Origin of the sequence: Pseudomonas bubulae (assembly GCF_900618535.1) — a bacterium.
Classification (GTDB): Bacteria; Pseudomonadota; Gammaproteobacteria; order Pseudomonadales; family Pseudomonadaceae; genus Aquipseudomonas; species Aquipseudomonas bubulae.
The window spans coordinates 1-25,736 of the sequence record NZ_UYJA01000009.1 but is presented as its reverse complement, the minus strand read 5'-3'; the positions used below and the strand labels follow the sequence as shown (position 1 = coordinate 25,736).

The following is a 25,736-nucleotide window of genomic DNA, read 5'->3' as shown; positions in this document are numbered from 1 at the left end:
GCATTTGACGCTTGCGTCGAGGGCCAGTGGCTCCGTCACCAACACTCACTGACCAAGGAATGACCACATGAGCTTGTGGACGACCCAGCCAGATCTGGCACGCCTCAATGAAATGCGCAAAAACACCATTTGCGATGTGCTGGATATCACGTTCGATGCGTTTGACGACAACTCCATCACCGCAAGCATGGTAGTGGACCATCGTACCCACCAGCCCTTCGGCTTGCTGCATGGCGGTGCGTCGGTGGTGCTGGCAGAAACACTCGGCTCGATGGCCAGCTACATGTGCATCGATACGCAAAAATTCTATTGTGTGGGCCTTGAGGTCAATGCCAACCACTTGCGTGGCGTGCGCAGCGGCCGGGTGAGTGCAATCGCACGCCCGGTCCATATCGGTCGCACCACCCATGTGTGGGATATCCGCCTGAGCGACGACAGCGGTAAAATAAACTGCATCTCGCGCCTGACCATCGCCGTTGTGCCCCTGGGTGAAACACCCCCAGCGCGGTGATCAAACGGTCAGTCAATGGCCGTAGTGTCGTCACTCATGGCGCATACGGTCATTGATATGAAGAATATTCCTGCAGACAATACGGCATTCTTCCTACATCTGGATGCCTTGTATGTCTCGGCAGATTTTTTTCGCCCATGCCAACGGCTTCCCTTCAGCCACGTACGGGAAGTTGTTCAATGCCCTGGCGCCGGATTTTTGCGTGACGCATTTGTCACAGCACGGGCATGACCCGCGTTACCCGGTGGACAACAACTGGCATAACCTGGTCGATGAGCTGATATATCATCTTCGCCAGCAAGCCGGGCCCGTACTGGGCGTGGGTCACTCGCTGGGCGGGATGTTGCATTTGCATGCCGCAATCCGCTGCCCGCAGCTTTACCGGGGCGTCGTCATGCTGGATTCGCCGGTGTTGACGCGCACTGATCAATGGGTGATTCGCGCGGCCAAGCGCTTTGGCCTGATTGATCGCCTGACCCCCGCCGGTCGCACGCTGGGGCGGCGTGAAGAGTTTGCCGACCGTGAAGCGGCACGCGCTTACTTTGCCGGCAAATCACTGTTTCGCAGCTTTGACCCCGATTGCTTCGAGGCCTATCTGGAGCACGGCTTGCAACCTGTGGATGAGTGTTTGCGGTTGCGCTTTGACCCTGCCACCGAAATCGATATCTATCGCAGCGTTCCGCATACCAGCCCCGGGCAGGCCTTCAAGCTGCAGGTGCCGCTGACCGTGGTGCGTGGTCGCGACAGCCGCGTGGTCATGAACCATCATGCCAGGGCGGTGGCGCGCATGCCCAACGGCGAGGCGTTGAGCGTGCCGGGCGGGCACATGTTCCCGCTTGAGCAGCCGCAGGATACCGCCAGCCTGCTGAAACAGATTTTTGCCCGCTGGGAACTCCGTCATCCCGGCCTTTAACGAGCATTTCGCATGAGCCCTGTGGTTGAAGAAATTCGTCTGAGCCTGCCGCATATCGAGCTGGCTGCACATATATTCGGCCCCGAGGATGGCTTGCCTGTTATCGCCCTGCATGGCTGGCTGGATAACGCCAACAGCTTTGCCCGGCTGGCGCCAAAGCTGACGGGCTTGCGTATCGTGGCCCTGGATTTTGCCGGGCATGGCCATTCCGATCACCGTCCCCGTGGCGCCGGCTATGCGCTGGCGGACTATGCCTTTGATGTGCTGTGCGTGGCCGAGCAACTGGGCTGGGAGCGCTTTGCTCTGCTTGGGCACTCACTGGGTGCCATTGTGTCTGTGGTCATTGCCGGTTCGTTCCCGGAGCGCGTGACCCGCATGGGGCTGATTGATGGCATTGTCGCGCGCAGCGGCCCCGAGGGTGATGCCGCCGAGCGCATGGGCCAGGCTCTGCAGGCGCAGCTCGATCTGGAGCACAAGCGCAAGTCGGTGCATCCGACACTCGACCGGGCTGTCGAAGCGCGGATGAAAGGCCTGGTAGCCGTCAGCCGTGAGGCCGCCGAGCTGCTCGCCCAGCGCGGGCTGATGCCCGTGCCCGGCGGCTACAGCTGGCGCAGCGACAGCCGGCTCACCTTGCCATCGCCCTTGCGCCTGAGTGACGAGCAGGCGATGTCCTTTGTACGACGGGTGAGTTGCCCGACCACCCTGGTGGTGGCGCAGCAGGGCATGCTGGCCAGCCACCCCGAGCTACTGGATCGGCTACCCTTCAACCTGGAACGGTTGCCGGGTGGCCATCATTTGCACCTGAATGACGAGGCGGGAGCGATCCTTGTTGCAGACTGTTTCAATCGCTTCTTCGCTGTTCCTTGACTTGCGGCTAGCAACTGTCGAGGCTTGGCGGGTTGAAATGGGAGACAACCATGATAGATCTGTACACCGCTGCGACCCCGAAAGGCCACCCGGTCTCTATCGTGAGGATGCTCAGCCACACGTCATCACCCGGTGATGTGCGCCGATGAAAATACCCAGCCGATTTATCCTGGCTCTGGGCCTGGGCTGTTTGAGCCCGTTACTTTGGGCCAGCGATGTGCCCGGCAGCAGTGATTTGCCGGATGTGCCGCGCCTCGCGGACGCGCAGATTGTCGATTACAGCGTGCGGCCCGATGTCGAACGTATCTACCCGATGGGCTCGATCCGCAAGATCAGCGGCCGCCTGCGATTCGAAGGGCAGGTCAATGCCCGTGGTCAGATAACGGCCGTCACCTACGAGCTGCCTGCCGAGCACTCGGCCACCGAAGCCTTTACCGCTGCACGCGAGGCGTTGCAAAAGCAGGGCGCCGAGTTGTTGTTCTGGTGTCAGGCTCGTGACTGTGGCGAAAGCAGCCTGTGGGCCAATGAAGTGTTCGGCAATTCCAAGCTGGTGGGCTCCGACGAGCAGCAGTCTTACTTGCTGCTGCGCCGTGCGGCCCCCGCTCAGAACCAGCTGGTTGCCCTGTACGGGATCAATCGGGGCAATCGCAAGGCCTATCTGCACGTTGAGCAGATGCAGGCGAGTGCCGACCTGGGAGAACTGTTGCCTACCTCGGCCACCCTGCAACGCCAGCTTAAAAGCACGGGCGAGCTGGATTTTCCCAAGCTTGCGGGCGACCCGGACACTCAGTGGCTGACGTTAATTTCAAGGGCATTGAACCTGGATGCAACCTCCAGGGTCAGTTTAACCGGTGCCAAGGCTGGCGCCTGGCGCGATGCGCTGATCGCTAACGGTGTACGGGCGTCGCGCCTGGAACTGGGTGACGGTCAGGCCAAAGGGTTGCGCATCGAACTGTTGCGTTAAGCCTGTGTAAACGACGACTACACTCTACGTAGTCGTCGTCCTTCTTTGATTTCTGAATTTTCTGTGGAACACACATGCTCAATAACGATCGCCTGCTGGTGCAGATTCTGCTCCTGGTGTTGTTCGGTGCCAGCCTGTGGGTGATGGCCCCTTTCTGGTCGGCCTTGTTCTGGGGCGCGGTACTGGCATTTGCCAGCTGGCCCCTGATGCGCCTGCTGACACGCTTGCTCGGTGGGCGCGAGTCGCTCGCTGCCGGCATCCTTACCCTGGGCTGGATGCTGTTGGTGGCCGGGCCTCTGGTGTGGCTGGGGTTGAACCTGGCAGATCATGTTCGCGATGCCACCACCTTCGTCAAGGATGTGCAGCTTGAAGGTTTGCCTGAAGCGCCGGCCTGGCTGGCCGGTCTGCCGCTGGTGGGGGAGCGTCTGGTGGGCATCTGGAACACCATCGACGAGCAGGGTGCGGCAATGCTGGTGGCCATCAAGCCTTACCTGGGGCAGGTCGGTAACTGGTTGCTGGCGCGCAGTGCACAGATCGGCAGCGGTATTCTGGAACTGACGCTGAGTATTGTCTTTGTGTTCTTTTTCTATCGTGACGGGCCGCGCCTGGCGAGTTTTGTCCACGGGCTGCTGGAGCGCCTGATTGGTGAGCGCGCGGATTATTATCAGGAGCTGGTGGCCGGTACCGTGCAGCGCGTGGTCAACGGTGTGATCGGCACCGCAGCGGCGCAGGCATTGCTGGCATTGATCGGCTTCTTGATTGCCGGCGTGCCGGGGGCGCTGGTGCTTGGGCTGGCTACGTTCCTGCTCAGCCTGATTCCGATGGGGCCGCCGCTGATCTGGGTGCCTGCCACGGCCTGGCTGGTCTGGAAGGGTGACTACGGGATGGCGATCTTTCTCGGCATCTGGGGCACGCTGATCATCAGCGGTGTCGATAACGTGCTCAAGCCTTATCTGATCAGTCGGGGCGGCAACCTGCCACTGGTGATCGTGCTGCTAGGCGTGTTTGGCGGCTTGATAGCTTTCGGCTTTATCGGCCTGTTCATCGGCCCCACCTTGCTCGCCATCGCCTACAGCCTGCTGGTGGACTGGAGTGCCAGCCAGCAGAACAGAGGCAAGGTCTGACCTAGCCGAACTTGGGCCCGGAACGGGTATTGTTGCCCTTGGCCAAGCGGTCGTAGAGCACCACGTTGACTGTTGCAGCCAGGTTCATGCAGCCGGTGGTGGGGATGTAAATCACGTCCTCACACCATTCCAGCACATCCTTGCCGAGGGATCCGTCTTCCGGGCCAAAGATATAAATCGCCCGATCCGGGTGGGTGTACTCGGGCAATGGGCGCGCGCCCTCGACCATTTCTACGGCGACGGGAATACAGCCCAGGGGGATGATTTTTTTCAGGTCATCGATACCGATCAGCGGGATGTCCTGATGGACTTTCTTGGTATCGGTGATGAAGTCGCGGGCGCGTTCATAGCGCTTGCCGGTATAAAACACCGACGCCACGTTGTAGCAACCAGCCGCACGCATCACCGAGCCGACGTTTTCCGGTGATTTGGGGTTATACAAACCAATGCAGCTGTACCGTTTGTTTGCCACGTGCCCGAGCCCTTGCGAAAAAAGACGCGAGTATACCTGTGTTGTCCCAAACTCCGTAGCAGCTGCCGCAGGCTGCGTCCGGCGACGGAGTCGTCGTAAAGCCCGAGCCTTGCGGTCTACTCGTGAAGTCGCGGGCTCTGGTTTTACGATCGCTGCGCAATCGGACGCAGTTTCGGCAGTTGCAACGAAAACAGGCTACTCGTCTTTTTTCATCAGCCCGGCCAGTGCTGCGAATGGGTTGTGGGTGGCCTTGGCGATTTTCGGGCTGCTGGTGGAGCTGTCCGAAAAGTACTGCTGGTCGGTGTAGCGCGAGTGCTCGTTATCATGGCAATACAGGCACAGCAGCTCCCAGTTGGAGCCGTCCTGCGGGTTGTTGTCGTGGTTGTGGTCGCGGTGGTGAACAGTCAGCTCGCTCAGGCGCTTGCCGGCAAATTCACGGGCGCAACGGCCGCACACGTGGGGGTACATTTTCAGGGCCTTGTCGCGATAGCCCATTTCGCGGTCACGCTGGGCATCGGCCAGGATACGGTCCAGCTTGGCGGTGTGGGAGGGTGGATTCGCCGAACTCATGGGTTCACCTTGTAAGACTAATGACGGTTATGTCGTTAAGTTTAGCTGTTGATCAGCCTTTGATTTTTTCTGCAATCCAGATGGTGTGTCGGGTGCCCTTGTTGCCGTGGGCAAACACCTGGACTTCCTCAGCCTTGAAACCGGCTTTGCGCAGTTTGTCCGAAAATTGTTTGTCGGCACTGGCAGACCATACCGCCAGTATGCCTTTGGGGCGCAAGGCCTTGGCGCAGGCACTCAGGCCGCCGGCCGAATACAGCCAGCTATTGGCTTTTTGGGTCAGGCCTTCGGGGCCGTTGTCGACGTCGAGCATGATTGCGTCAAAACCGTTGGGTTCGGCTTGCAGCACCTTGGCCACGTCTTCCATGCGAATCACGGTGCGTGGGTCTTGCAACGGGTTGCCCGATTTTTCGCCAAGCGGGCCGCGGTTCCATTCCACAACGCCGGGTACCAGCTCGGCAACCACCACTTCAGCCGTTTTACCCAGATGTTTGAGTGCCGAAGCCAGGGTAAAGCCCATGCCCAGCCCGCCGATCAGTACCCGCGATTGCTGGCGCCCTGCGACTTTGCGGCAAGGTATTTCGGCCAGTGCGTCTTCGGAGCCGTGCATGCGGGTGTTCATCAGCTGGCCGCCATCACCACCCTGAATCTTGATCACGAAGTCTTCGCCATACTCGAACAGGCACAAGGCGCCGCCGTTTTCGGGGATCGGAGTGGTGTCGAGCAAAACAAAACGTTTCATGGAAATCTCATTGAGGGGGGCAAAAACCGCAGGTTACGAGTAGCCTGAGGGCAGACAAGCCGGTCTGGCAACGGAGTGATTGATGAAACGCACTATTCTAACGGCCATTGCAGGGTGCGCGCTCTTGATAAGTGCGGCCCAGGCAGCGGAATTGACCACAGTACCGATTACCCCCGTGACAGCCGCGCCGGGTTCGCCGGGCACTGCCACGCCAACCCCGTACCCGCAAATCACCCCGCGCGCCGTGCCCAAGCCTGTGGCCGGTAGTGGCAGCCTGATACCGCTGCCACCGATCGACCTGCCGCAGCCGCCCAAGGATCAGCCACTGCCGGGGCTGGAGCTTAAAGACCCGAAGGGCAAAAGCTCGCAGGATTGACCGTGCATCCACCGAGCTGATGCTTTGCCTTTGCGGGAGCGAGCCTGCTCGCGAACGATCTTCGCGAGCAGGCTCGCTCCCACGGTTACAGTATCTCTAACGGTTGAAGAGGGGTGTGATCGGCGGGGCTGTCAAATCCCCAGCACCTTGAACACAAATGCATATTCCAGCGCCACGTCGCGCAAGCCCTGATAACGCCCGCTCATGCCGCCATGGCCTGCTTCTAGCTCGGTCTTCAGCAATAGCAAATTGTCATCGGTCTTGCTGGCGCGCAGCTTGGCCACCCATTTGGCCGCTTCCCAGTACTGCACGCGACTGTCGTTGTACCCGGCAATCACCAGCATTGACGGGTAAGCCTGCGCGGTAACGTTTTCATAGGGCGCGTAAGCCTTGATCCGTTCATAGACCTCGGGGTCTTGCGGGTTGCCCCATTCGTCGTATTCGGTGACGGTCAGCGGCAGTTCCGGGTCGAGCATGGTGTTGAGCACATCCACAAACGGCACTTCGGCAATCGCTGCCTTGAACAGTTCCGGGCGCTGATTGAGTACGGCACCGATCAACAGGCCACCGGCGCTGCCGCCACTGATGACCAGTTGTTCGCTGCGGGTCAGCCCTTGGTCGATCAGGTGTTCGGCGCAGGCGATAAAGTCGGTGAAGGTGTTGTGTTTGTGTTCCTGCTTGCCCGCGCGATACCAGGCCTCGCCCAACTCGCCGCCGCCACGTACATGGGCAATGGCAAAGGCCACGCCACGATCAAGCAGGCTTAGACGGGCATGGGAAAACCACGGGTCAAGGCATTCGCCATAGGCCCCGTAGCCATACAGGTAGAGCGGCACAGGTTTGCCCAGCACATCGCGTTTGACCACCAGGCTGATCGGCACCTGAGTACCATCGGGGGCGGTGGCCCATAAACGATGGCTGACGTAATCATCGGCGTTGAATGGCCCCAGCACAGGGGTTTCCTTGAGAACGCTTTGCTCGCCTGTGGCAAGGGTCAACTGGCGCACTTGTGCCGGGCGATTCAGCGCCTCGTAGCGAAGGCGAATGTACTTGCTGTCAAATTCCAGGCTGTCTTGCACATACAGGCTGTAGGCCGCGTCCGGCAATTGCACGCGATATGGCGTCAGGCCGTCGGGGCGGATTTCGATAATGGGCAAGCCGCCCTCGCGCAGGCTCAGGCACAAGGCTTGGGCGTTGAGGGTCATGCCTTCCAGCATCACGCTGTCACTATGGGCAATCAGTGGCTGCCAGTCATTGCGTGACGGCACCTCGCCGAAGGCGTAATACAGGGCAAAGTTGATGCCGTCCTGATTGGTGCGGATAAACCACGCCCACTGGCCTTCAAACAAGCCGTGATCGACGCTGTAGTCGTGGTTTTCAACCCGTAGTGCCAGACAGCTGAAGGGCTGGCGCGGCAGGTTGGCGTCCAGCACCCAGGTTTCGCTGGTGGTTTTACTGTTAAGCAACAAAATCAGTTGCTGTTCAGAGCTAGAGCGGTAGCAGTGCAGGAAAAACCTCCCGTCCGCTTCATGGAATACTTCATGGGCAGCTGTTTCGCCGAGGGTGTGGCGAAACAACTTGTGCGGACGATGGGTGTCGTCCAGCCCGGCGAAAAACAGGGTCTGGCTGTCATTCGCCCAAGTCATGCTGCCATCGCAGTCTTCAAACGGCAGCTCGGTGACCGTACCGCTGCCCAGCTCTTTTACAAACAGGCGGTAGGTTTCTTCGCCGCTGGTGTCCAGGCTGTAGGCCAGGCGCTGGTGATCGGGGCTGATACTGAACGCCCCCAGAGAAATAAAGCCACCATCGGCCAATGCATTGGGGTCCAGCAACAAATGTTCGGCGTTCTCGTCCACCTGCTGGCTGTCATCGGCCGGGCGCGGGCAACGGTAGTGGCGAGCGTATTCATCGCCGGCGTTGGTGCGCGTGTAATACAGATACGGGCCCCAGGGGGAGGGCAGCGACAGATCAGTCTCGCGAATCCGTCCCTTGATCTCTTGAAACAGCGTCTCCCGCAATTCAGCCTGGTCGGCCAACTGCGCCTCCTGATAACTGTTTTCGGCTTTCAGGTAGTCCAAAACCTCGTCACTGTCGCGGTTTTGCAGCCACGAGTAAGGGTCTGAGCCCTCGATCTTATGTGCGATAGGAGCGCTGATTGGGGAGGCTGATTGGGTCATTGAGTGTGCTCTGAAATCTGCATGAAAAATAAGTGACGCTGACGGCGTTGCAGCCGCACTGCCTAAAAGCCGTTATCATAGCCTCTCATTGCCTGCCGACCATGGATACCATGACCGAGAACGACTATCTGATCGCCTGGGGCCTTTACGCCTTTGCTGCTTTGGGCTGCCTGCTCGTATGGTGCCGCATGACCCGCTTTATGTGGCGCTGGTTGCGCGAACCGTTGCGGGTATTAATGGCCGTGTTGCTGTTCAGCCCGACCATCATTGACCCGGTCAAGGAAAAATTTGCCCCTGCAGTGGCGATTGCTGCTCTGGATCTGGCCTTTAAAGTGGGCGACAACGCCTGGCGCGCGGTCTCTGACCTGCTGATGTACGCCATAATTGCACTGTGCGTTTACGCTATATTTGTGCTGATCCGCTGGCCGATCGAGCGCTCCGGCAAAGCCCGCAAGGCGCAAGCCGCCGCGGCTGCCAAAGCCCGTCAGGCCGATCCTGAAGACGACCAGCCTTTTGGCCCGGCCGGCGATGACCGTCATGTTCCAAAGAGTGCGCCGCGTGCATCGGGCCCGTCACGGGTTGAGCCGCGGTTGTAATTTTGTTTCGTCCAGCCTGAATGCGAGAGTGCGAGCGTGTGTGAATTATTGGGCATGAGCGCCAACGTCCCGACTGATATTGTGTTCAGCTTTACCGGCCTGATGCAGCGCGGCGGGCGCACCGGCCCGCATCGTGATGGCTGGGGCATTGCCTTCTACGAAGGTCGTGGCCTACGCCTGTTCCAGGACCCTGCCGCCAGTTGCGACTCCGAAGTCGCCCTGCTGGTACAGCGTTACCCGATCAAAAGCGAAGTGGTGATTGGCCATATCCGCCAGGCCAACGTGGGCAAGGTGTGCCTGTCCAATACCCACCCGTTTGTTCGCGAGCTGTGGGGACGCAACTGGTGTTTTGCGCACAATGGCCAGTTGGCCGACTTTTCTCCGAGTACGAGTTTTTACCGCCCTATTGGTGATACCGACAGTGAAGCGGCGTTCTGTGACCTGCTCAACCGGGTCCGTGAAGCCTTCCCGGAGCCGGTCGACGTCGAACGTATCCTGCCGGTGCTGGTCGAGGCCTGCGCCGGGTTTCGCAACAAAGGTGTGTTCAATTGCCTGCTCAGTGATGGCGACTGGCTTTTCTGCTATTGCTCGACCAAGCTGGCGCAAATTACCCGGCGAGCCCCGTTTGGCCCGGCGCGCCTGAAAGATGTCGATGTTATCGTCGATTTTCAGGCAGAGACCACGCCCAACGATGTAGTCACCGTGATTGCCACCGAGCCACTGACTGAAAACGAAACCTGGACACGCTACGAACCGGGCCAATGGAGTCTGTGGCGACGCGGTGAATGCGTCAGCCAGGGCATAACCGAATAAGGATGGGTGTGTATGTTCCTGAGCTACCTGCGGTTGGTATTGTTTACCCTTGGCCTGCTGATCGGTGTGCAAGTGCCGGGGTTTATCAATGATTACGCCAACCGTGTTGAAGCTCATCTGATCGAGGCCCAGACCGGGTTGGCGGGGTTCCAGAACACCGCCAACCAGTTTTTCAAGGGTGACCTGCAAGCGCTGGTGGCCCATTACCAGGCCAGCGATGACCCGGTTTTTCGCAGTGATGCCGGCAGCCTCGGCACCTTGCTCAACCGTCAACGCCTGCTTGATGAGCAGTTCCAGGCCATGCAGGGCCCGTGGTACATGCGCGCCCTGCAAGTGGCCTATGCGGCTGATCCGGCCATTCGCGAAGAAACCCTGAACGCCTACACCTACCAGGTGTTGTTGTCGCCGAGCGCCATTGGTTGGGCGATGGCGGGTGCCTTGCTGTTCTCCTTCATTATCGAAGGTTTCCTGCGGCTGGTGGACTGGGTCGTGCTCGGCGGCAAACGCCAGCGTGAGCGCATTGCCCGCCGCGAGCGCAGCTACTGACCCCGGGGGAATATCCCCTTTCACAAGAAATGTTAAGCAATCAAATTTTTCTTATGCCCGAGCCCGGCTTTTATTAGTTGGACGAATGGCCCGCGCCTGTCGAAAAATGCTCCTACCTAATCTATAAAAAGACCACAGGAGCATCATCGTGAGCCGCCTGTTATTGAATTGTGACATTGGTGAGAGTTTTGGCAGCTGGACCATGGGCCTGGATGCCGAAGTCATGCCGTTTATCGATTGCGCCAACATTGCCTGCGGCTTTCATGCCGGCGACCCGGGCATCATGCGCAAAACCGTGGCCCTGGCTGTGGCGCATAATGTGAAGATCGGTGCTCATCCGGCGTATCAGGATCTGGCGGGCTTTGGGCGCCGATCCATGAGCTATTCGGCGCAGGAAGTGCAGGATCTGCTGCATTATCAGATCGGTGCACTGGACGGTATTTGCCGCGCACAGGGTGTGCAGGTCAGCTATGTCAAACCCCACGGCGCGATGTACAACGACATGATGGCCAACCCGGTACAGCTGCGGGCAGTGGTTCAGGCTGTGGCCGCTTACGATTCCAGCTTGCCGCTCATGCTGATGGCCACGCGCGACAACAGCGCCGCCCAGGCAATCGGCGACGAGTTTGGGGTAACACTGTGGTTTGAAGCGTTTGCCGACCGCGCCTACGACAATGCCGGGCGGCTGGTCTCGCGACAACTACCGGGGGCAGTCCACCACGATGCGGATGTCATCGTGCAGCAGGCCCTGACCATTGCAGCGGGCAAGGCCCTGGTTGCCAGTGACGGCAGTGCCCTGCATTTGCACGCTGATACCCTGTGTGTGCATGGCGACAACATTAGCTCGATTGCTGCTGTGCAGCGTATTCGCGAAGCCCTTGAGCAGCAGGCGCGGGCATGAAGCCGCGTATCGAAGTGGTCGCCATCGATTGCCTGATGCTGCGCCTGTTTGATGAAATTGCCGAAAGCAACATGCCCTGGATACTGGCTGCCAGCGAGCGGATCCGCACCTGCTTTGCGGTGCATCTGATCGATCTGGTGCCGTCCTACACCACAATGATGGTGCATTACGACGGGCTGGCGCTGACCCCGGCCCAGGCCCGTGAATTGATCGCCCAGGCCTTGACCGACCTGCGCCCGGAAACCCGCAACCTTGGCCAGTGTCATGTGCTGCCCGTGTGGTACGACGTGAGCGTGGGCCCGGAACTGACGTTGCTGGCCCAGCGCGCCGGCTGCTCGGTAAGCGAAGTGATTCGCCGGCACAGTGAACACGAATACCAGGTGTTTGCCCTGGGTTTTGCTCCAGGTTTTGCCTTTATGGGGCTGGTTGAAGAGGCTCTGGCCGCGCCACGCCTGAACACCCCGCGCAAGCGTGTGGCCAGTGGCAGCGTGGGCATTGCCGAGCGACAGACGGCAGCCTACCCGGCGCAATCCCCGGGGGGCTGGAACCTGGTCGGGCGTACGCCGAGCGCACTGTTTGATCGTGAACGTGATGGCTACAGCCTGATGCAACCCGGTGACAGGGTGCAGTTTGCACCCGTGTCCCATGCTGAATTTATCCGCCTGGGCGGTGACGACACGCCTCAGGAGGCCTTGGCATGAGCCACTTATTGATTCAGGCCAGCACTCCATTGTGCCTGCTGCAAGACGCGGGGCGTTTTGGCGTGCGGCATTTGGGCGTAACCCAGGGCGGCGGCGCAGACTGGCTGTCGATGGCCTGGGCCAACTGGCTGCTGGGCAATTCGCCGGATGCAGCGGTGATTGAAATCACCCTGGGCGGCCTGACCCTTGTTGCCAAGGCCGATTGCACTCTGGCATTGGCGGGCGCGGACCTGGCGGCCACCATTGACGGGCAGCCGCTCAAGCCCTGGCGCAGTTTTGTCCTGAAGCAAGGCCAGACCCTTGTATTTACCCGGCCGCTGAGCGGTGCTCGGGCTTATCTGGCAGCGCCCGCGGGCTTTGTTGCGCCGCAAGTGCTGGGCAGTTGCGCGACTGTCGCCCGTGAGCAGCTCGGCGGGCCGGATGGTTTTGGTCGCGGGCTGGTGGCAGGTGATGAATTGACGTACGCCGGGCATGCCGGGCAATTGCGAGAGTTGCCATGCGAACTGCAACCGGTATTCAGCGCCAATCCGGCGCTGGACGTGGTAATGGGCGCGCAAATGGGTGCTTTCAGCGGGCAAAGTACCTTCGATGCTTTCAACAGCGCCTGGACGCTGGACACTCGCGCCGATCGCATGGGCATCCGTTTGCTGGGGCCTGCGTTGGTGTATCAGGGCGCACCGATGATCTCGGAAGGGATACCGCTGGGTGCCATTCAAGTGCCGCCGGACGGCCAGCCGATCGTGCTGCTCAATGACCGCCAGACCATTGGCGGTTACCCGCGACTTGGCGCCTTGACGCCTTTGGCGCTGGCGCGACTGGCCCAGTGCTTGCCGGGGGAGGGCGTGCATATGCGTCCAACAACGCAGGAGGCGGCGCAACGCCATCATGTGGTGTTTATGCGGCGGTTTGTGGCTTAGCGCCATTTATGTGGGAGCGGGCTTGCTCGCGATTCAGGCGGCGCGGTAAAGCAGGAACACCGCGTCGAACAATCGCGAGCAAGCCCGCTGCCACACTCACCGCGCTGAATTATTTGGCCAAAAACCGCATCCCTTCTTCCAGCCCTTCAAGGGTGAGCGGATACATGCGGTCTTCGATCAGATCACGTACGATCCCGATCGAAGCCGTGTAATGCCATGTGTCCTTGGGATACGGGTTAATCCACACCAGCTTTTTGTATTTCTCCATAAAACGCTGCATCCACTTGTAGCCCGGCTCTTCATTCCAGTGCTCGACACTGCCTCCGGCATGGGTGATCTCATAGGGCCCCATCGTCGCGTCACCGATAAAGATCACTTTGTAATCTGCGCCATATTTGTTCAGCAGGTCCTGGGTCGAGATGCGCTCAACCTGACGACGCTGGTTGTTCTTCCACACCGATTCATAGATAAAGTTGTGAAAGTAGTAGTACTCCAGATGTTTGAACTCGGTTCTGCACGCGGAAAACAGCTCTTCACAAATTTTGATATGGGCGTCCATCGAACCGCCGATATCGAACAGCAACAGCAGTTTGATATTGTTGCGCCGCTCCGGGCGCATCTGAATATTCAGCAACCCGGCATCGCGAGCGGTGTGGTCGATGGTGCCATCGATATCCAGCTCATCCGCTGCGCCCTGGCGGGCGAATTTACGTAGCCGACGCAGCGCGACCTTGATATTGCGCGTGCCCAGCTCGACCTGATCATCCAGGTTCTTGTACTCGCGCTGTTCCCAGACCTTGGCCGCCTTGCCCTGACGTGCGCCAGCATCGCCCACGCGGATGCCTTCGGGGTGATAACCGCCCCAGCCGAACGGACTGGTGCCACCGGTGCCGATCCATTTGTTGCCGCCGGCATGGCGTTCCTTTTGCTCTTCCAGACGCTGCTTGAACGCCTCGATCAGCTTGTCCAGCCCGCCCAGTGACTGCAGCTGGGCGCGATCTTCGTCGCTCAGCGAGCGTTCGAACTCCTTGCGCAGCCAGTCTTCGGGGATCAGTGCCTCCAGGTGTTCATTGAGGTTTTGCAGACCATTGAAATAGGCGCCAAATGCGCGGTCGAACTTGTCGAAATGGCGCTCGTCCTTCACCAGGATCGTACGGGCCAGATAATAGAACTCGTCCATATCGGCGAAGGTCACCCGGTTTTTCAGGGCGTTGATCAGGTCCAGCAGCTCACGCACTGAAACCGGCACCTTGGCCGCACGCATTTCATTGAACAGATTAAGCAGCATGCTTTTCGCCTTCTCGGAAATCAGCGATTGGGGCGGCGGCTCATAAACGCCAGGCGCTCAAGCAATTGCACATCCTGCTCGTTTTTCACCAGGGCACCGGCCAGTGGCGGAATGGCTTTGGTCGGATCACGTTCGCGCAACACCGCCTCGCCGATATTGTCGGCCATCAGCAGCTTGAGCCAGTCGACCAGCTCGGAGGTTGAAGGTTTTTTCTTTAAGCCCGGGACCTTGCGCACATCGAAAAACACATCAAGCGCTTCGCTGACCAGCTCTTTCTTGATGTTGGGGAAGTGCACGTCGACGATTTTCTGCAGCGTGGTGCGGTCCGGGAAACTGATGTAGTGGAAGAAGCAGCGGCGCAGGAAGGCGTCCGGCAGTTCTTTTTCGTTATTGGAGGTAATGATGATGATCGGGCGCACCTTGGCCTTGATCGTCTCGTCCGTCTCGTAAACGTAGAACTCCATCTTGTCGAGTTCTTGCAGCAGGTCATTGGGGAACTCGATGTCTGCCTTGTCGATCTCGTCGATCAGCAGGATGACGCGTTCTTCGGCCTCGAAGGCTTCCCACAACTTGCCCTTTTTAAGGTAGTTGCGCACATCGTGAACCTTGTCGACACCCAGTTGCGAGTCACGCAGGCGACTGACTGCGTCGTACTCATAGAGGCCCTGGTGGGCCTTGGTGGTTGACTTGATATGCCAGGTGATCAGCTTGCAGCCAAAGGATTCAGCCAGTTGCTCGGCAAGCATGGTTTTACCGGTGCCGGGCTCGCCCTTGACCAGCAGCGGCCGCTCCAGGGTAATGGCCGCGTTGACCGCCAGTTTCAGGTCGTCGGTGGCCACATAGGCGTGTGTGCCTTCAAACTTCATCTGCAATTCCTCAAACCATGACCCGGGTCCTGCAAGGGGCAGGGCGGGAGAACTGAAAAGTATGTCCGACTATAACGCGCTGCCCGCCTGACGTGAACGCAGACGCGCCATTCAGTCCCTGACCGGTTGGTACACTGCCGAACTGTCGAGTCGCCTGAGACCCTTGTACTATAAAGACTCCAGCGATTCGGGACTGTGCCACATACCCCAGAATTCAGCGCTTGGATGCGCCACAAGTCACCGGCCTGCGCTTGCGACACGTGCCACGGAGAAATCATGTCTTATCTCACCCGTCGCGACGGTCGTTACAGCTACCGCCGCCGATTCCCCGCAGAAGTTGCCCAGATAATTGGGCGCGTCGAGTACCGGAAAGCTCTGGGGACTGCCGACCGGGGCGAAGCTCTGAGGCTGTCGCACTTTGTATCCGTTGAGTTTGACCGAATCTGTGCTGAAGCATTGGCGGCACCAACTGATCCAGCACTGCCGATTACCGAAACAACTCAAGCAGAAACCGCCGCTGAGGTGCTGAATAACCTGAACGCCGTGGTTCGTGCCTTTACGGTAAACATCACCGAGCGTATGCAGTCGTCCGGTTGGCAGTCAGAACTTAAATGGCGTAGGGCAAACCTTGAAGCGCTCGCCAATGGCACGGTACTGCCGGGTCTAGATATTCACCCTGTAACGGCTCTGGCGATGCGTAAAGCGCTCGATGACACCTTAGCTGGCAATCCCCCTCGGTTTGATTCAACACCGCTAGAACCTGCTGAAAGGGCCGTTCCAACCGCTACTTCTGGTGCTGCGGGCACCGTCACCGAGGTGGTGTTCCAAGCGGTGCTCGATGATTATTACGAAGGCGTAGGGCCTAGCCGGGTGGCCAAGTTGAAAAGCCTCACACGCCGTGTCTTGGCGTGGCCTAGCACTCAAGCGGATCAACTTGAGCGAGTGATGAAGTACTGCGCTGAGCGGCTGGAGGCGGGCGGTAAAGCTACGTCTGTGCACGGTGACGCTGCGGGGTTGATTACTGTGCTGCGCAGAGTTCCGGGCTGGGAGGGTATTTCTTTGCCCCGGACCGGTGCCGTTGCAAGGGCTGTCCGATCAGGTGGCGGGATGAATGTAAATCAGCGGTCCAGTATTTCTTTAGAGCGAATGCTCAGTATCCACGCTGAGGTGAAACGGCAGGTCCCGGTGCACCACGCGACGGTGGTCCTGCTGGCTCGATATGGTTTACGCCCCGGTGAGCTGCTTCAAGAGGGGCCAGAGGCACTAGGTTACCGGGTGGATATTCTGGGCAACCGTGAGCTGGTGTTTAAAGCTGCTCTGAATGGCGGGAAGAACGCGGCGAGTCGTCGTGATCTACCTGTGCACGCCGATGATGCACCCTTGTTTCGAGAAGTCCTGAAAGGTTTGGGCCTCGCTGCTGACGCTACCCCGGTAGAGCGTGACAGACGGGTTCGGCGTCGGGTGCAGAACGCCTCAGGTGTGTTCCGCCGCTTGCTTGGCGGTGAAGAAGGCCTGTCGTTGTACAGTCAACGCCACACACTGGCCGACCTGCTGCGTGCCGTGGGCGCGACTACAGACGAGGTTGGCGGCATCCTCGGGCACACCCCAGCCGGATCGAAAGCCACAAGTATTTATGGTGGTAGCCAGCCGTTGGATAGGCCGCGTGAGCTGCTGGCAAAGGTTCGGGAATTGATCCCAGATCCAAAGCCAGAGCGGATCTAAATCAGCTAAGAAACGCACTGCGAAGCCGTCGGAATCCCCACTATGTGTCGAATCGCTTAGAGCCTTATAGGACGTGGCTTGTAGGGGAGTTGTCGTTTGCCTAGTACCTCTATGGGAAGGGGAAGTTAGCAATAGCGGGACACTCCGAGGAGGAAGGAAGCATAACTACCTCTCTGAGCTACCTAGCAATAGCTAACTCTTCTAGTACAGAGCAAGGGTGACAGCACGATGATGCGGCTCTCCCCGAATACCACGTGAGGAAAACGACAACATAGGAGGCGACGAATTGACAGATTTAGATGTAAGAGACTTGGAGCCGATGTTCCCGCTAATGACACAAACCGAAGCACAAATCAGGATCAATCGCCGTATTAAGGCTGAACTACCTCACGTCACCGGGAACGCAATTGGGCCGTACCTCCAGACCGGGATTGCGTACTTCAATAAGCACGGTAATCTCGACGGGTGGAACCTCAAGGGCCGATCAGTCGGCGCAGAGTTCGCCCAGATTGACCGGGAGGCTGCCGCGAGACGCTCAGCCGTGCTCAAGGCTGCTGGCTTCACACCACGATATGCCACGATGGCTGAGGTTCACCACGTTATGAAGACCGCCCACGATGCGTGCATGGCCGATGGGAACAAGCCCAGCGCAAGCGCAATGCTTCGAGATGCTGGCGTCCCAGCAAAGACCGCGAACAAACTCGCGAGCAAGCGTAGCCTGCACACCACGAAAGCATGGGACCAGCAAGAGCAACACCCGGCTCGCGTTGCCATGCGGGAACAGGGTGTGTTGTCGCGTAGAAAGGAACGCGGCGCTGTGAGCGGAAGTCTGGCCGGAACCGTAGCCGCGTTGTACAGCTTGGCGGAGCATACGAAAGACCGGCAGCGACTCAGCGCAGTCGAGCAGGCGCAGGCTCGTATGGAGTCTGAGATTGCGGCTCTGAAAGCGCAGTTGGCGCAGCACGAAGTTCGTATGGATGTCGCAGAAGCCGGACTAGACTGGAAGGCAGAGGCGGTATGTCTGAAAGCGGACGGATTGAATGCCGGTGAGATTGCACGTCGCCTTGGGCAGAAGTACGCAACCGTGCGGCAGCACCTGCATCGCCACTCGAAAGCGTGACTCATCTGTCACGCTTGTCACGCCTGAATCCGACCAAATCCCTAAGATAAAAGCATAGGATAGACAATGAGCATAATCACCTTGCCTGATGGGTCTGTGATATGTGACGACTCCGAGCTGATGCCCCAGCACCAAGCTCGCCGCATGGCGCACGAAGGTATGCAGCCTGCTGCTATCGCCTCCGATCTAGGCGAGCCCCTCGCCGATGTACAGCGGTGGATTCAAGAGGCGCCATACGAGACGCCTGAGGCGTACTGGCTGCGCCGGTACCACGAAGGCAACCTAGACGATGATGAAGAAGACGAATAACCCCCCCGATTAGTCGGCCTGTTTCCCCGCTGTGTTCGATTGGTCATCGAGTACAGCCGCCAGTGACGCGCTCTCCTTCGTGGACGCTGGCAACCTATTCCGCTGCACCTCAACCCCACGCGGCTTATCGAATGAAACCCGTGTTCGTACGGTGATTTCACGCCTTAAAACCACGATAGCCCTGTAACCCTGGCTACCCTACCGGGTCGGCTTAACTGCATCTTCTGGATGTTGTTTCAACCGTTCCAACCGCCAGCCTCACCAACTGACGTATTCCTGATTCAAACCCGCTGCACCCGCACCCGTGCACTTCGATCGATACCCGCCTTCGTACGGCTAATCCAGACGCAGAATCAACGCTATCGATTGAGCAACCCGACTGGGTTAGTTCAGCACTGGCGCGATTCCTTGCGTCCGTAGATCCGTCCCAGTGTGTGTCCGTCCCCAACGTTATGGAGGCTACACAATGCAAGTTCAATCAGTTCAATCCAATCCTGAGAAAGCAGCAGCTACCCGACTTGCCGCTCAGGATCACGCACGCAAGAACCTTAAACTCGACTTCTCAGATGCCCCTCGCTGGCGTGAGCTGGCCGCTGCTGCTGGGTTCCGTCTTCCATTGTGGTATTTGCCAGCCACTGCTGGTGGCGTACGCCGGTACGCCTTGGGCCTCGGCATCACACTTGAACAGATCACCGAAGTCACGGGCTGCAAGTCATTCCGCACCTTTGCCGATATGAATCCCACTTGGCCGCTCTGGGCTGTGGTCGGGTTGTTGCTGGAGATGGCTGAAGAACTCAAGAAGTAACCGTCACAGTTTCATCCTGGCTCCGGCTGTCCTTACGCCGATCTGCCGACCTCTGCTGCATAAACCAATCGAATCTAATCACCTGAACAAGGAGGCCGACCCATGGCTACCAAAAACTCCAGCTTGTCGTACCACGAGAGGACCCGTTTGGAGTTCCTTACCAGCCATTTACGCAGTTCGTCGCGCCTTGCCTTGAAGGCGAAATATGAGACCGAGATCGCTCAAATCCTCGACGGCAAAGACCTGACCCGAGGCGACTTGGCTCTGGCTGCTTATTACTTCCAGAACAGCGGCATCGATGCCGACTCAAGCGAAACGGCCCAGTCATTCGCTCAGGCATACCGCGACGCACCAACCGAATAACACGCCATTAATTAAGGAGACCCACTATGACCGCTTCTAAAACCCCGACCGCTGAACAATTCGCTCGCTTATCCGATGCCGATCTAATGGCCCCGATCACAGCGGGAGATGCCGCTGTGGAGGCTGTGGCACTAACCATCGTCCCAAGCGCCTCGCCAGTTGCCCCACCTGTCCCTGCGCTGGCTGATCTGCTGGCTCAAGCGCAAGCCGTTCTGGATTGCACCGTAAGCTCTGCGCTTCCATCTCGTGTGCTGTACGCAGCCGGTATTAGTGCTGGTGAGCCAGTGTCGTACCACTTCCGCACCAAAGGTGGGCAGATGAGTGAAGACTTGCGCAAGGCTGCGGGTGACGACATCAAGACTGTTCAAGATATTGAGTACGCGGTGCGGGTGTTCGCTGCGCATGCATTACACAAGTTGCAACTAAACCGATACGTTGAGTTGTCCATGCGTGAGCGCACTGCTGCCGCTGAGGTGCACAAGGATTGGCAGAGCCGTTTGCAGGTTGCCGCTGTCGGTGAGTTGGCCGCTATCGACGCATCGAAGTCCCTGAGCGCGGCTGAGTTCAAGTTCCTACTTGAGCTGGTGGACACTGATCGCGCCGGTATGGCTCAGAACCTTGCTGGCCCCGGTGTGAACGTCCCTGCACTGGTGGCTGGGCGTGGCAAAGACTGGCGTGCAATTGCTGATGCATGGGCCGGGGCCTGCAAGTCTCGTGGAACTGTGACCTTTGAAGGGCACGGCACCGCGACTACCGGCGCCAGCTACAACGTGGAAGTTCAACCGGGCCGTGGCTGGGTACTGAGCAAATACGTGGGCCAGATTTGGATGCCTGTCGAGGCCTGCACTGCTGGTCAAGATCGTGCGATTGAAGACCGCCGACGTATCGCCCGTGAGTGTTCGCAAGCAGCGCGACTAGCCCCCGCAGTTACTGGTGGTGGTTTCGCTGACAAGTTGCAGGCCCTGTTGTGATCATTGAACAGCCTGCGCTTCGGCGTGGGCAACATCCCTCTGCTGACGACTTGATAAAGATGCGCCTCGGGTATCCGGGATATGAGTCGAGATTGCAAAGCATGCGGAGCATGAAGCCAGCCCGGTACACCGCTGTTATGTCGGGCGCTAGGACTTTCATCGACCCTGGCTGGTGCTGCACTGATTGCGGTGGGAGCGAGCGACACACCCGGAACCTGACTTGCCGGGCCTGCAATGGTGCCCGCGTACCAAGTGTGTTCAAGACCTTGCCCGACGGGCAGGTGGTGTACGTGCCGAAGGACGATGCAGCCTCCGACAACTGGCAGCAGCGCCACCTGCGGACCCAGCGCCTGCTGGATCAGAAAGCCATTCTGAACCGCTTGGGGCCAGTAGTCGTCGGGCGGCACCACCTCTCTGATGGTTGTGTGCTGCGCGCTGGGAGCGTTCAGCTCGACACCGAGACACTGATGCTTGCTGTGGATGCGCTGCTGTCCGGCGATCCTGAACTGTCCCGTGCCGCCCTTGCTCCGTTGTTGGAGATCGACCGCGAGCTGGTGCTGTTAGTTCGAAGCATCGCCCAAGCCCTTGCAGCACCTAAACCCAAACAAACTTAAAGCCCGCCAATACGGTGGGCTGCCTGTATTGGAGAGTCAAATGAAAGCTAAAATCACTCGTAAGATCCTGAGCACCTTCACCGAAGCATTCAGCCCTGACCTATCTAGCCCAAGTGGGCTGCGCTGGAATCGCTGGAACGGCTGCACCGGCACTCGTAGCCGTGAAGCTGGAGATGTTGCCGGTGGCCCAACAAACACCGGAACATACGTCGTCACCTTGAACGGGGAGAAGTACCTCGCCATGGATGTGCTGGTTGCCTTGCATCGCGAGCGGGTTAGAACCGAGGCCAGTGTGGAGGTGGCATGAGCCGCGCCCGGACAAAGGTCGAGGCCCGAAGCAAGGCCCCTGTGATCAAACCTTGGCAAGACGAGTACGTCCTGTCTGACACTTCACCCAGCGGCTTGCGGTACGTGGTGAATTGTCTTCCAAGCGTGGTGGCTGGCTGCCCGATTGAGATTACGTGGCCGCATGATAAGAGCATGGCTCAGCATTGCATCTGGCCTAGGAATTATCACCTGCCGGTAATCGTTGACTGGGAAGGCACCGACCTCGGTGGGTTCATGCACTGGGACATGCAGCTTCTGACTGTCCCCGCTTGGGTTGTCCGTGAAATCCTTATGGAACACGCCGAGCGTGCTGAACAGATCGAACTGCTAGAGCAGCATTTACACCGGCATTCACAGCAACATCTGGAAGTGGCCTAAAGGCTGCTTCCCTTTTTGGCCTCTGGCTGAAACCTAAAATTATTATATTCACGCGAGAGGGTCCCTCCACTGAAAGCACAGCCTCGCCCCCATGCCGGTCCTGCCGGTGGCTCCTTAACGCGCGGGCTCAGGCGCGAGCGGGCGTACTGATCCTGCGCGGGCCTGCGGTGTTGGTCGCGCACATCCTGCGCCTGCGCATCGCGCCTTGAAGCATCGTGCTCGCGTTTCTGGAAGCCTCACGCACTGCGCAGCGCGTCGAGAGGATGCGGTGCTGCCACGTACAACACCGTGCGATGCTGCCATCAGCCTGCTGTGCTGACCCTCCTTTGCGTCATCACAGTATCACCCTAGGTCTCTGTGGGACGTGCTGCTGCATGGTGGCCTGAATGGCTGGTAGCTGTTAGGTGTCATTAAACGTCCGTTAGGTGCTACCGTCTGTCAGTGTTTAAAGCTGGTGTCATAAAACGTGCTTTACGATTAAGTGACACTAGCGTATCTTGACACCACATTAGATGACACTAGCGCTGGAGACACAGCATGAGCCGTACCTTCCTGTATGCCCGAGTATCGACCACTGACCAGACCACTGCTAACCAAGTCTTGGAGGTACACAATGCTGGCTTTGACGTGCAACCCCAGCGCGTCGTACAAGAGACGATCTCAGGCAGCACTTCTGCTGCTGAGCGTCCGGGGTTCATGAAGCTGCTAGAGCGCATGGAGAGTACAGATGTGCTTATTGTGACCAAGCTCGACCGTCTGGGTCGTAACGCAATGGACGTGCGCAGCACAGTAGAGCGACTGGATGCGATGGGTGTTCGTGTGCATTGCCTCGCCTTGGGCGGTGTAGACCTGACAAGTGCAGCGGGCAAAATGACGATGCAGGTGCTCGCTGCTGTCGCTGAGTTCGAGCGTGACCTGCTGATTGAGCGTACTCAGGCTGGGCTTGAGCGTGCAAAGGCAGAGGGCAAGACTCTAGGTCGACCTGCGGCTACTGGCACCACGTCGGCTGTGCAGGCTCAGAAGGCCGCTGGCGTGAGTCAATCGCGGACGGCTACCGCGCTTGGCATCAGCCTTGCCACTGTGAAGCGGCATTGGAATGTCGCAGCCTGATGGAGCCAAGAGCCGAACTTTGACGTGTTCACTTCAAGGAGTGAGCACACCCGATTAAGGCACTACTGTGCACCGGCTGAACCAACGAGAGAGCCGGACGGTGCGAGAGCATTCCCTTTGAGTGCGGGCTCTCGGTCAGACCACTGTGCACCCCCAGCAAGCAATCTTGTGTGCACGCACCGGGAGCGGTTCTGGTGCGACACGCGACCGGTGCGCACAGTGCGGGCAGATGCACCAAATGCCGCTGAAAGCCCGTGTTTATTGGGGCGAACATCTTTCCTCTTGTTAAGTCCCTGAATGAGGCGTCACGCCATGACTGGACGCATGTCAGCGTGAGGCCTACCCTTGGGATCTTCCCAAAAGGTGCACAAGGACCCCGCCATGAGCCGCATTTATGCAGACAACGCCCAATCCATCGGCAACACGCCTTTAGTCCAGATCAACAGCATTGCGCCGCGCGGCGTGACCATCCTGGCCAAGATCGAAGGCCGCAACCCCGGTTATTCAGTTAAATGCCGGATTGGCGCCAACATGATCTGGGATGCCGAAAGCCGTGGCGTACTCAAGCCGGGCATGACCATCATCGAGCCTACGTCGGGGAACACGGGGATCGGCCTGGCGTTTGTCGCAGCGGCGCGTGGTTACAAATTGATGCTGACCATGCCGTCATCGATGAGCATCGAGCGGCGCAAGGTACTCAAGGCGCTGGGTGCCGAGCTGGTCTTGACCGAGCCGGCCAAGGGCATGAAGGGCGCGATCGACAAAGCCGCAGAAATTCAGGCCAGCGACCCGGCCAGGTATTTTATGCCGCAGCAGTTTGAGAACCCGGCCAACCCCGCGATCCACGAAAAAACCACCGGCCCGGAAATCTGGAACGACACCGATGGCGGCGTTGATGTACTGGTGTCTGGCGTCGGCACCGGCGGCACGATCACCGGGGTTTCGCGCTACATCAAGCACACCCAGGGCAAGCCGATTCTGTCGGTGGCCGTCGAGCCCATCACCTCGCCGGTGATCACCCAGGCGTTGGCCGGGGAAGAAATCAAGCCTTCACCGCACAAGATCCAGGGCATCGGTGCCGGTTTCGTCCCCAAAAACCTTGATCTGTCGATCGTCGACAAGGTCGAACTGGTCAGCGATGACGAATCCAAGGCCATGGCCCTGCGCCTGATGCAGGAAGAGGGCATCCTGTGCGGTATATCCTGCGGTGCAGCGATGGCCGTGGCGGTGCGACTGGCGGAAACCCCGGAAATGCAAGGCAAGACCATCGTCGTGATCCTCCCCGATTCGGGCGAGCGTTATCTGTCGAGCTTCCTGTTCAGCGACCTGTTCAGCGAGCAGGAATTGCACCCGTAACATTGTGCGGGGGGTGGCGCGCCCGTTCCCCGCAGAGTTTGTGCAACTGACTCAAATCAAGTGGCTAATGCCCAAGTTTCTGAATAATCAGCCTGCTGTTGCGTAAGACTTAATACTGATTATTTGGATTCGTGGGTTTTGTCCTACGCCTGTAGTGTTTATCATGGCCTGCTGCTACATCGGGCTATTGATGCTGCACGGTATTTTTGAGGAGTTGTTGCATGACCTTATCCTTCGCCATCAAGGCAGGGCTCATACTGTTATTTGTCGGCAGCATTCTTTACGTGCACCTGCGCGGCAAGGCACGGTTGCCGGTGTTGCGCCAATTCGTCAACCACTCCGCGTTCTTTGCGCCCTACAACGCCCTGATGTACCTGTTCTCCGGGGTGCCGTCCAAGCCGTACCTGGACCGCAGCAAGTTCCCCGAGCTGGATGTGCTCAAGGACAACTGGCAAGCGATCCGCGAAGAAGCCATGCACTTGTTCGATGAGGGCTATATACGCGCCGCCGAGAAGAACAACGACGCAGGCTTCGGTTCGTTCTTCAAAAAGGGCTGGAAGCGCTTTTACCTCAAGTGGTACGACAAGGCGCTGCCATCGGCTGAATTGCTGTGCCCCAAAACCGTTGAATTGGTCAACAGCATCCCCAACGTCAAAGGCGCGATGTTTGCCCTGTTGCCGGGCGGTAGCCACCTCAACCCGCACCGCGACCCGTTTGCCGGATCGCTGCGTTACCACCTGGGCCTGTCGACCCCCAACTCCGACGCTTGCCGCATCTTTGTCGATGGCGAGGAATACGCCTGGCGTGATGGTGAAGACGTGATGTTCGACGAGACTTACGTGCACTGGGTCAAGAACGAAACCGATATCACCCGCGTCATTCTGTTTTGCGATATCGAGCGGCCATTGACCAGCCCGCTGATGACCCGTATCAACCGTTGGGTCAGCGCGCAACTGGGTAAGGCGACTGCGCCGCAGAACCTGGACGACGAACGCGTTGGCGGGATCAACAAGGCCTATGCCTGGAGCAAAACCTTCAGTGACCGTTTCAGTGGCGTGGTCAAACAGTGGAAGCGCCGCAATCCCAAGCTTTATCGTATCGCCCGGCCGATATTGGCGGTGCTGGTACTGATACTGCTGTGGCGCTGGTTGTTTGGCTGATTGCATCAGACACAAAAAACCGCTCTCTCGAGAGCGGTTAATGAGATGGTCACCCCCACACCCTGCGAGGGCTACGCTTTCGCAGGGTGTTTTATTTTCGGAGACCATCACCATGAGCGATTTAGCACTGGTCGGTATCGACCTCGGCAAACATACGTTC

30 protein-coding genes are annotated in these 25,736 nt (G+C 58.7%); 24 read left to right on the top strand and 6 right to left on the bottom strand.

The features are described 5' to 3' along the window. The first annotated feature begins 67 nt into the window (after positions 1-67). The 5 genes from PPTH39_RS23210 to PPTH39_RS23190 all read left to right on the top strand — a co-directional run bounded on the left by PPTH39_RS23210 (position 68) and on the right by PPTH39_RS23190 (position 4,379). The gene (locus PPTH39_RS23210; RefSeq protein WP_095002696.1) at positions 68-511 is read left to right on the top strand and encodes a hotdog fold thioesterase; all 444 of its coding nucleotides are present in this window, start codon (positions 68-70) and stop codon (positions 509-511) included. A gap of 112 nt (positions 512-623) precedes the next feature. Next, positions 624-1,424 carry an alpha/beta fold hydrolase gene (locus tag PPTH39_RS23205; protein WP_095002695.1) on the top strand — a complete coding sequence of 267 codons (801 nt, stop codon included), beginning with the start codon at positions 624-626 and terminating at the stop codon, positions 1,422-1,424. A 12-nt stretch (positions 1,425-1,436) separates the two neighbouring features. Beyond that, positions 1,437-2,291: an alpha/beta hydrolase gene (locus PPTH39_RS23200; RefSeq protein WP_095018948.1), complete on the top strand. Its 855-nt coding sequence runs from the start codon at positions 1,437-1,439 to the stop codon at positions 2,289-2,291. Positions 2,292-2,436: 145 nt separating this feature from the next. Then, positions 2,437-3,255 (top strand): DUF4892 domain-containing protein, encoded by an 819-nt coding sequence (locus PPTH39_RS23195; RefSeq protein WP_095002693.1) that lies wholly within the window; start codon positions 2,437-2,439, stop codon positions 3,253-3,255. Between the two features lie 74 nt (positions 3,256-3,329). Further along, a complete protein-coding gene (locus PPTH39_RS23190; protein WP_095002692.1) occupies positions 3,330-4,379 on the top strand; it encodes an AI-2E family transporter in 1,050 nt (349 codons plus the stop codon). 1 nt (position 4,380) lies between these two features. Here PPTH39_RS23190 and PPTH39_RS23185 read toward each other — a convergent pair whose 3' ends face one another. The 3 genes from PPTH39_RS23185 to PPTH39_RS23175 form a co-directional block, all read right to left on the bottom strand. Then, positions 4,381-4,851, bottom strand: a complete 471-nt coding sequence (locus PPTH39_RS23185; protein ID WP_016781674.1) for an RNA methyltransferase — start codon at positions 4,849-4,851, stop codon at positions 4,381-4,383. Between the two features lie 195 nt (positions 4,852-5,046). Next, positions 5,047-5,421 (bottom strand): YajD family HNH nuclease, encoded by a 375-nt coding sequence (locus PPTH39_RS23180; protein ID WP_016781673.1) that lies wholly within the window; start codon positions 5,419-5,421, stop codon positions 5,047-5,049. 52 nt (positions 5,422-5,473) lie between these two features. Next, the gene (locus PPTH39_RS23175; RefSeq protein ID WP_095002691.1) at positions 5,474-6,160 is read right to left on the bottom strand and encodes a spermidine synthase; all 687 of its coding nucleotides are present in this window, start codon (positions 6,158-6,160) and stop codon (positions 5,474-5,476) included. Positions 6,161-6,242: 82 nt separating this feature from the next. Between PPTH39_RS23175 and PPTH39_RS23170 the strand changes: the two genes are divergently transcribed. Beyond that, a complete protein-coding gene (locus tag PPTH39_RS23170) occupies positions 6,243-6,536 on the top strand; it encodes a hypothetical protein (RefSeq protein WP_095018947.1) in 294 nt (97 codons plus the stop codon). 131 nt (positions 6,537-6,667) lie between these two features. Here the strand turns inward: PPTH39_RS23170 and PPTH39_RS23165 are convergent, their stop codons facing one another. After that, positions 6,668-8,713: a S9 family peptidase gene (locus tag PPTH39_RS23165; protein ID WP_130872533.1), complete on the bottom strand. Its 2,046-nt coding sequence runs from the start codon at positions 8,711-8,713 to the stop codon at positions 6,668-6,670. Positions 8,714-8,814: 101 nt separating this feature from the next. Here PPTH39_RS23165 and PPTH39_RS23160 point away from each other — a divergent pair, with 101 nt between their 5' ends. The 6 genes from PPTH39_RS23160 (at position 8,815) to PPTH39_RS23135 (ending at position 13,187) form a co-directional block, all read left to right on the top strand. Further along, positions 8,815-9,309, top strand: coding sequence for an MFS transporter (locus PPTH39_RS23160; protein ID WP_095002714.1), 495 nt, complete (start codon positions 8,815-8,817; stop codon positions 9,307-9,309). Positions 9,310-9,345: 36 nt separating this feature from the next. Next, entirely contained in the window at positions 9,346-10,122 is a 777-nt protein-coding gene (locus PPTH39_RS23155; RefSeq protein ID WP_095024129.1) for a class II glutamine amidotransferase, read from the top strand. Between the two features lie 12 nt (positions 10,123-10,134). Beyond that, positions 10,135-10,668 (top strand): DUF2937 family protein, encoded by a 534-nt coding sequence (locus PPTH39_RS23150; protein WP_095002687.1) that lies wholly within the window; start codon positions 10,135-10,137, stop codon positions 10,666-10,668. A gap of 148 nt (positions 10,669-10,816) precedes the next feature. After that, entirely contained in the window at positions 10,817-11,569 is a 753-nt protein-coding gene (locus tag PPTH39_RS23145; protein ID WP_095002686.1) for a 5-oxoprolinase subunit PxpA, read from the top strand. Then, complete coding sequence (locus PPTH39_RS23140; RefSeq protein WP_095002685.1) at positions 11,566-12,270, top strand: 5-oxoprolinase subunit B family protein; 705 nt, start codon at positions 11,566-11,568, stop codon at positions 12,268-12,270. Before PPTH39_RS23145 ends, PPTH39_RS23140 begins: the two co-directional genes overlap by 4 nt. Continuing rightward, positions 12,267-13,187, top strand: a complete 921-nt coding sequence (locus PPTH39_RS23135; protein WP_095021286.1) for a 5-oxoprolinase subunit C family protein — start codon at positions 12,267-12,269, stop codon at positions 13,185-13,187. The genes PPTH39_RS23140 and PPTH39_RS23135 overlap by 4 nt, the downstream gene beginning before the upstream one ends. Before the next feature lie 109 nt (positions 13,188-13,296). Here PPTH39_RS23135 and PPTH39_RS23130 read toward each other — a convergent pair whose 3' ends face one another. Together PPTH39_RS23130 and PPTH39_RS23125 are read right to left on the bottom strand one after the other, a co-directional pair. Beyond that, entirely contained in the window at positions 13,297-14,475 is a 1,179-nt protein-coding gene (locus PPTH39_RS23130; RefSeq protein WP_130872532.1) for a vWA domain-containing protein, read from the bottom strand. Positions 14,476-14,495: 20 nt separating this feature from the next. Further along, positions 14,496-15,341 (bottom strand): AAA family ATPase, encoded by an 846-nt coding sequence (locus PPTH39_RS23125; protein ID WP_095002682.1) that lies wholly within the window; start codon positions 15,339-15,341, stop codon positions 14,496-14,498. Between the two features lie 276 nt (positions 15,342-15,617). Between PPTH39_RS23125 and PPTH39_RS23120 the strand changes: the two genes are divergently transcribed. The 12 genes from PPTH39_RS23120 to PPTH39_RS23060 all read left to right on the top strand — a co-directional run bounded on the left by PPTH39_RS23120 (position 15,618) and on the right by PPTH39_RS23060 (position 25,576). Next, positions 15,618-17,063 (top strand): DUF6538 domain-containing protein, encoded by a 1,446-nt coding sequence (locus PPTH39_RS23120; protein ID WP_130872531.1) that lies wholly within the window; start codon positions 15,618-15,620, stop codon positions 17,061-17,063. A gap of 286 nt (positions 17,064-17,349) precedes the next feature. Beyond that, positions 17,350-18,183, top strand: coding sequence for a helix-turn-helix domain-containing protein (locus PPTH39_RS23115; protein ID WP_130872530.1), 834 nt, complete (start codon positions 17,350-17,352; stop codon positions 18,181-18,183). 66 nt (positions 18,184-18,249) lie between these two features. Continuing rightward, positions 18,250-18,492, top strand: a complete 243-nt coding sequence (locus tag PPTH39_RS23110) for a hypothetical protein (RefSeq protein ID WP_130872529.1) — start codon at positions 18,250-18,252, stop codon at positions 18,490-18,492. Between the two features lie 466 nt (positions 18,493-18,958). Further along, the gene (locus PPTH39_RS23105; protein WP_130872528.1) at positions 18,959-19,297 is read left to right on the top strand and encodes a hypothetical protein; all 339 of its coding nucleotides are present in this window, start codon (positions 18,959-18,961) and stop codon (positions 19,295-19,297) included. A 102-nt stretch (positions 19,298-19,399) separates the two neighbouring features. After that, positions 19,400-19,660, top strand: a complete 261-nt coding sequence (locus PPTH39_RS23100) for a hypothetical protein (protein ID WP_130872527.1) — start codon at positions 19,400-19,402, stop codon at positions 19,658-19,660. Positions 19,661-19,686: 26 nt separating this feature from the next. Continuing rightward, positions 19,687-20,631 (top strand): hypothetical protein, encoded by a 945-nt coding sequence (locus PPTH39_RS23780; protein ID WP_232527688.1) that lies wholly within the window; start codon positions 19,687-19,689, stop codon positions 20,629-20,631. Positions 20,632-20,885: 254 nt separating this feature from the next. Then, positions 20,886-21,245, top strand: a complete 360-nt coding sequence (locus PPTH39_RS23775; protein ID WP_232527687.1) for a hypothetical protein — start codon at positions 20,886-20,888, stop codon at positions 21,243-21,245. A 40-nt stretch (positions 21,246-21,285) separates the two neighbouring features. Continuing rightward, on the top strand, positions 21,286-21,552 hold the full coding sequence (locus tag PPTH39_RS23080; RefSeq protein WP_130872526.1) for a hypothetical protein: 267 nt from the start codon (positions 21,286-21,288) through the stop codon (positions 21,550-21,552). Between the two features lie 173 nt (positions 21,553-21,725). Then, positions 21,726-21,950: a hypothetical protein gene (locus tag PPTH39_RS23075; RefSeq protein WP_048377296.1), complete on the top strand. Its 225-nt coding sequence runs from the start codon at positions 21,726-21,728 to the stop codon at positions 21,948-21,950. Positions 21,951-22,487: 537 nt separating this feature from the next. Then, positions 22,488-23,060: a recombinase family protein gene (locus PPTH39_RS23070; RefSeq protein ID WP_048377265.1), complete on the top strand. Its 573-nt coding sequence runs from the start codon at positions 22,488-22,490 to the stop codon at positions 23,058-23,060. Between the two features lie 381 nt (positions 23,061-23,441). Continuing rightward, positions 23,442-24,416 (top strand): cysteine synthase A, encoded by a 975-nt coding sequence (gene cysK, locus PPTH39_RS23065; protein WP_095002681.1) that lies wholly within the window; start codon positions 23,442-23,444, stop codon positions 24,414-24,416. A 221-nt stretch (positions 24,417-24,637) separates the two neighbouring features. Beyond that, entirely contained in the window at positions 24,638-25,576 is a 939-nt protein-coding gene (locus PPTH39_RS23060; protein ID WP_088377780.1) for an aspartyl/asparaginyl beta-hydroxylase domain-containing protein, read from the top strand. Positions 25,577-25,736: the final 160 nt, after the last annotated feature.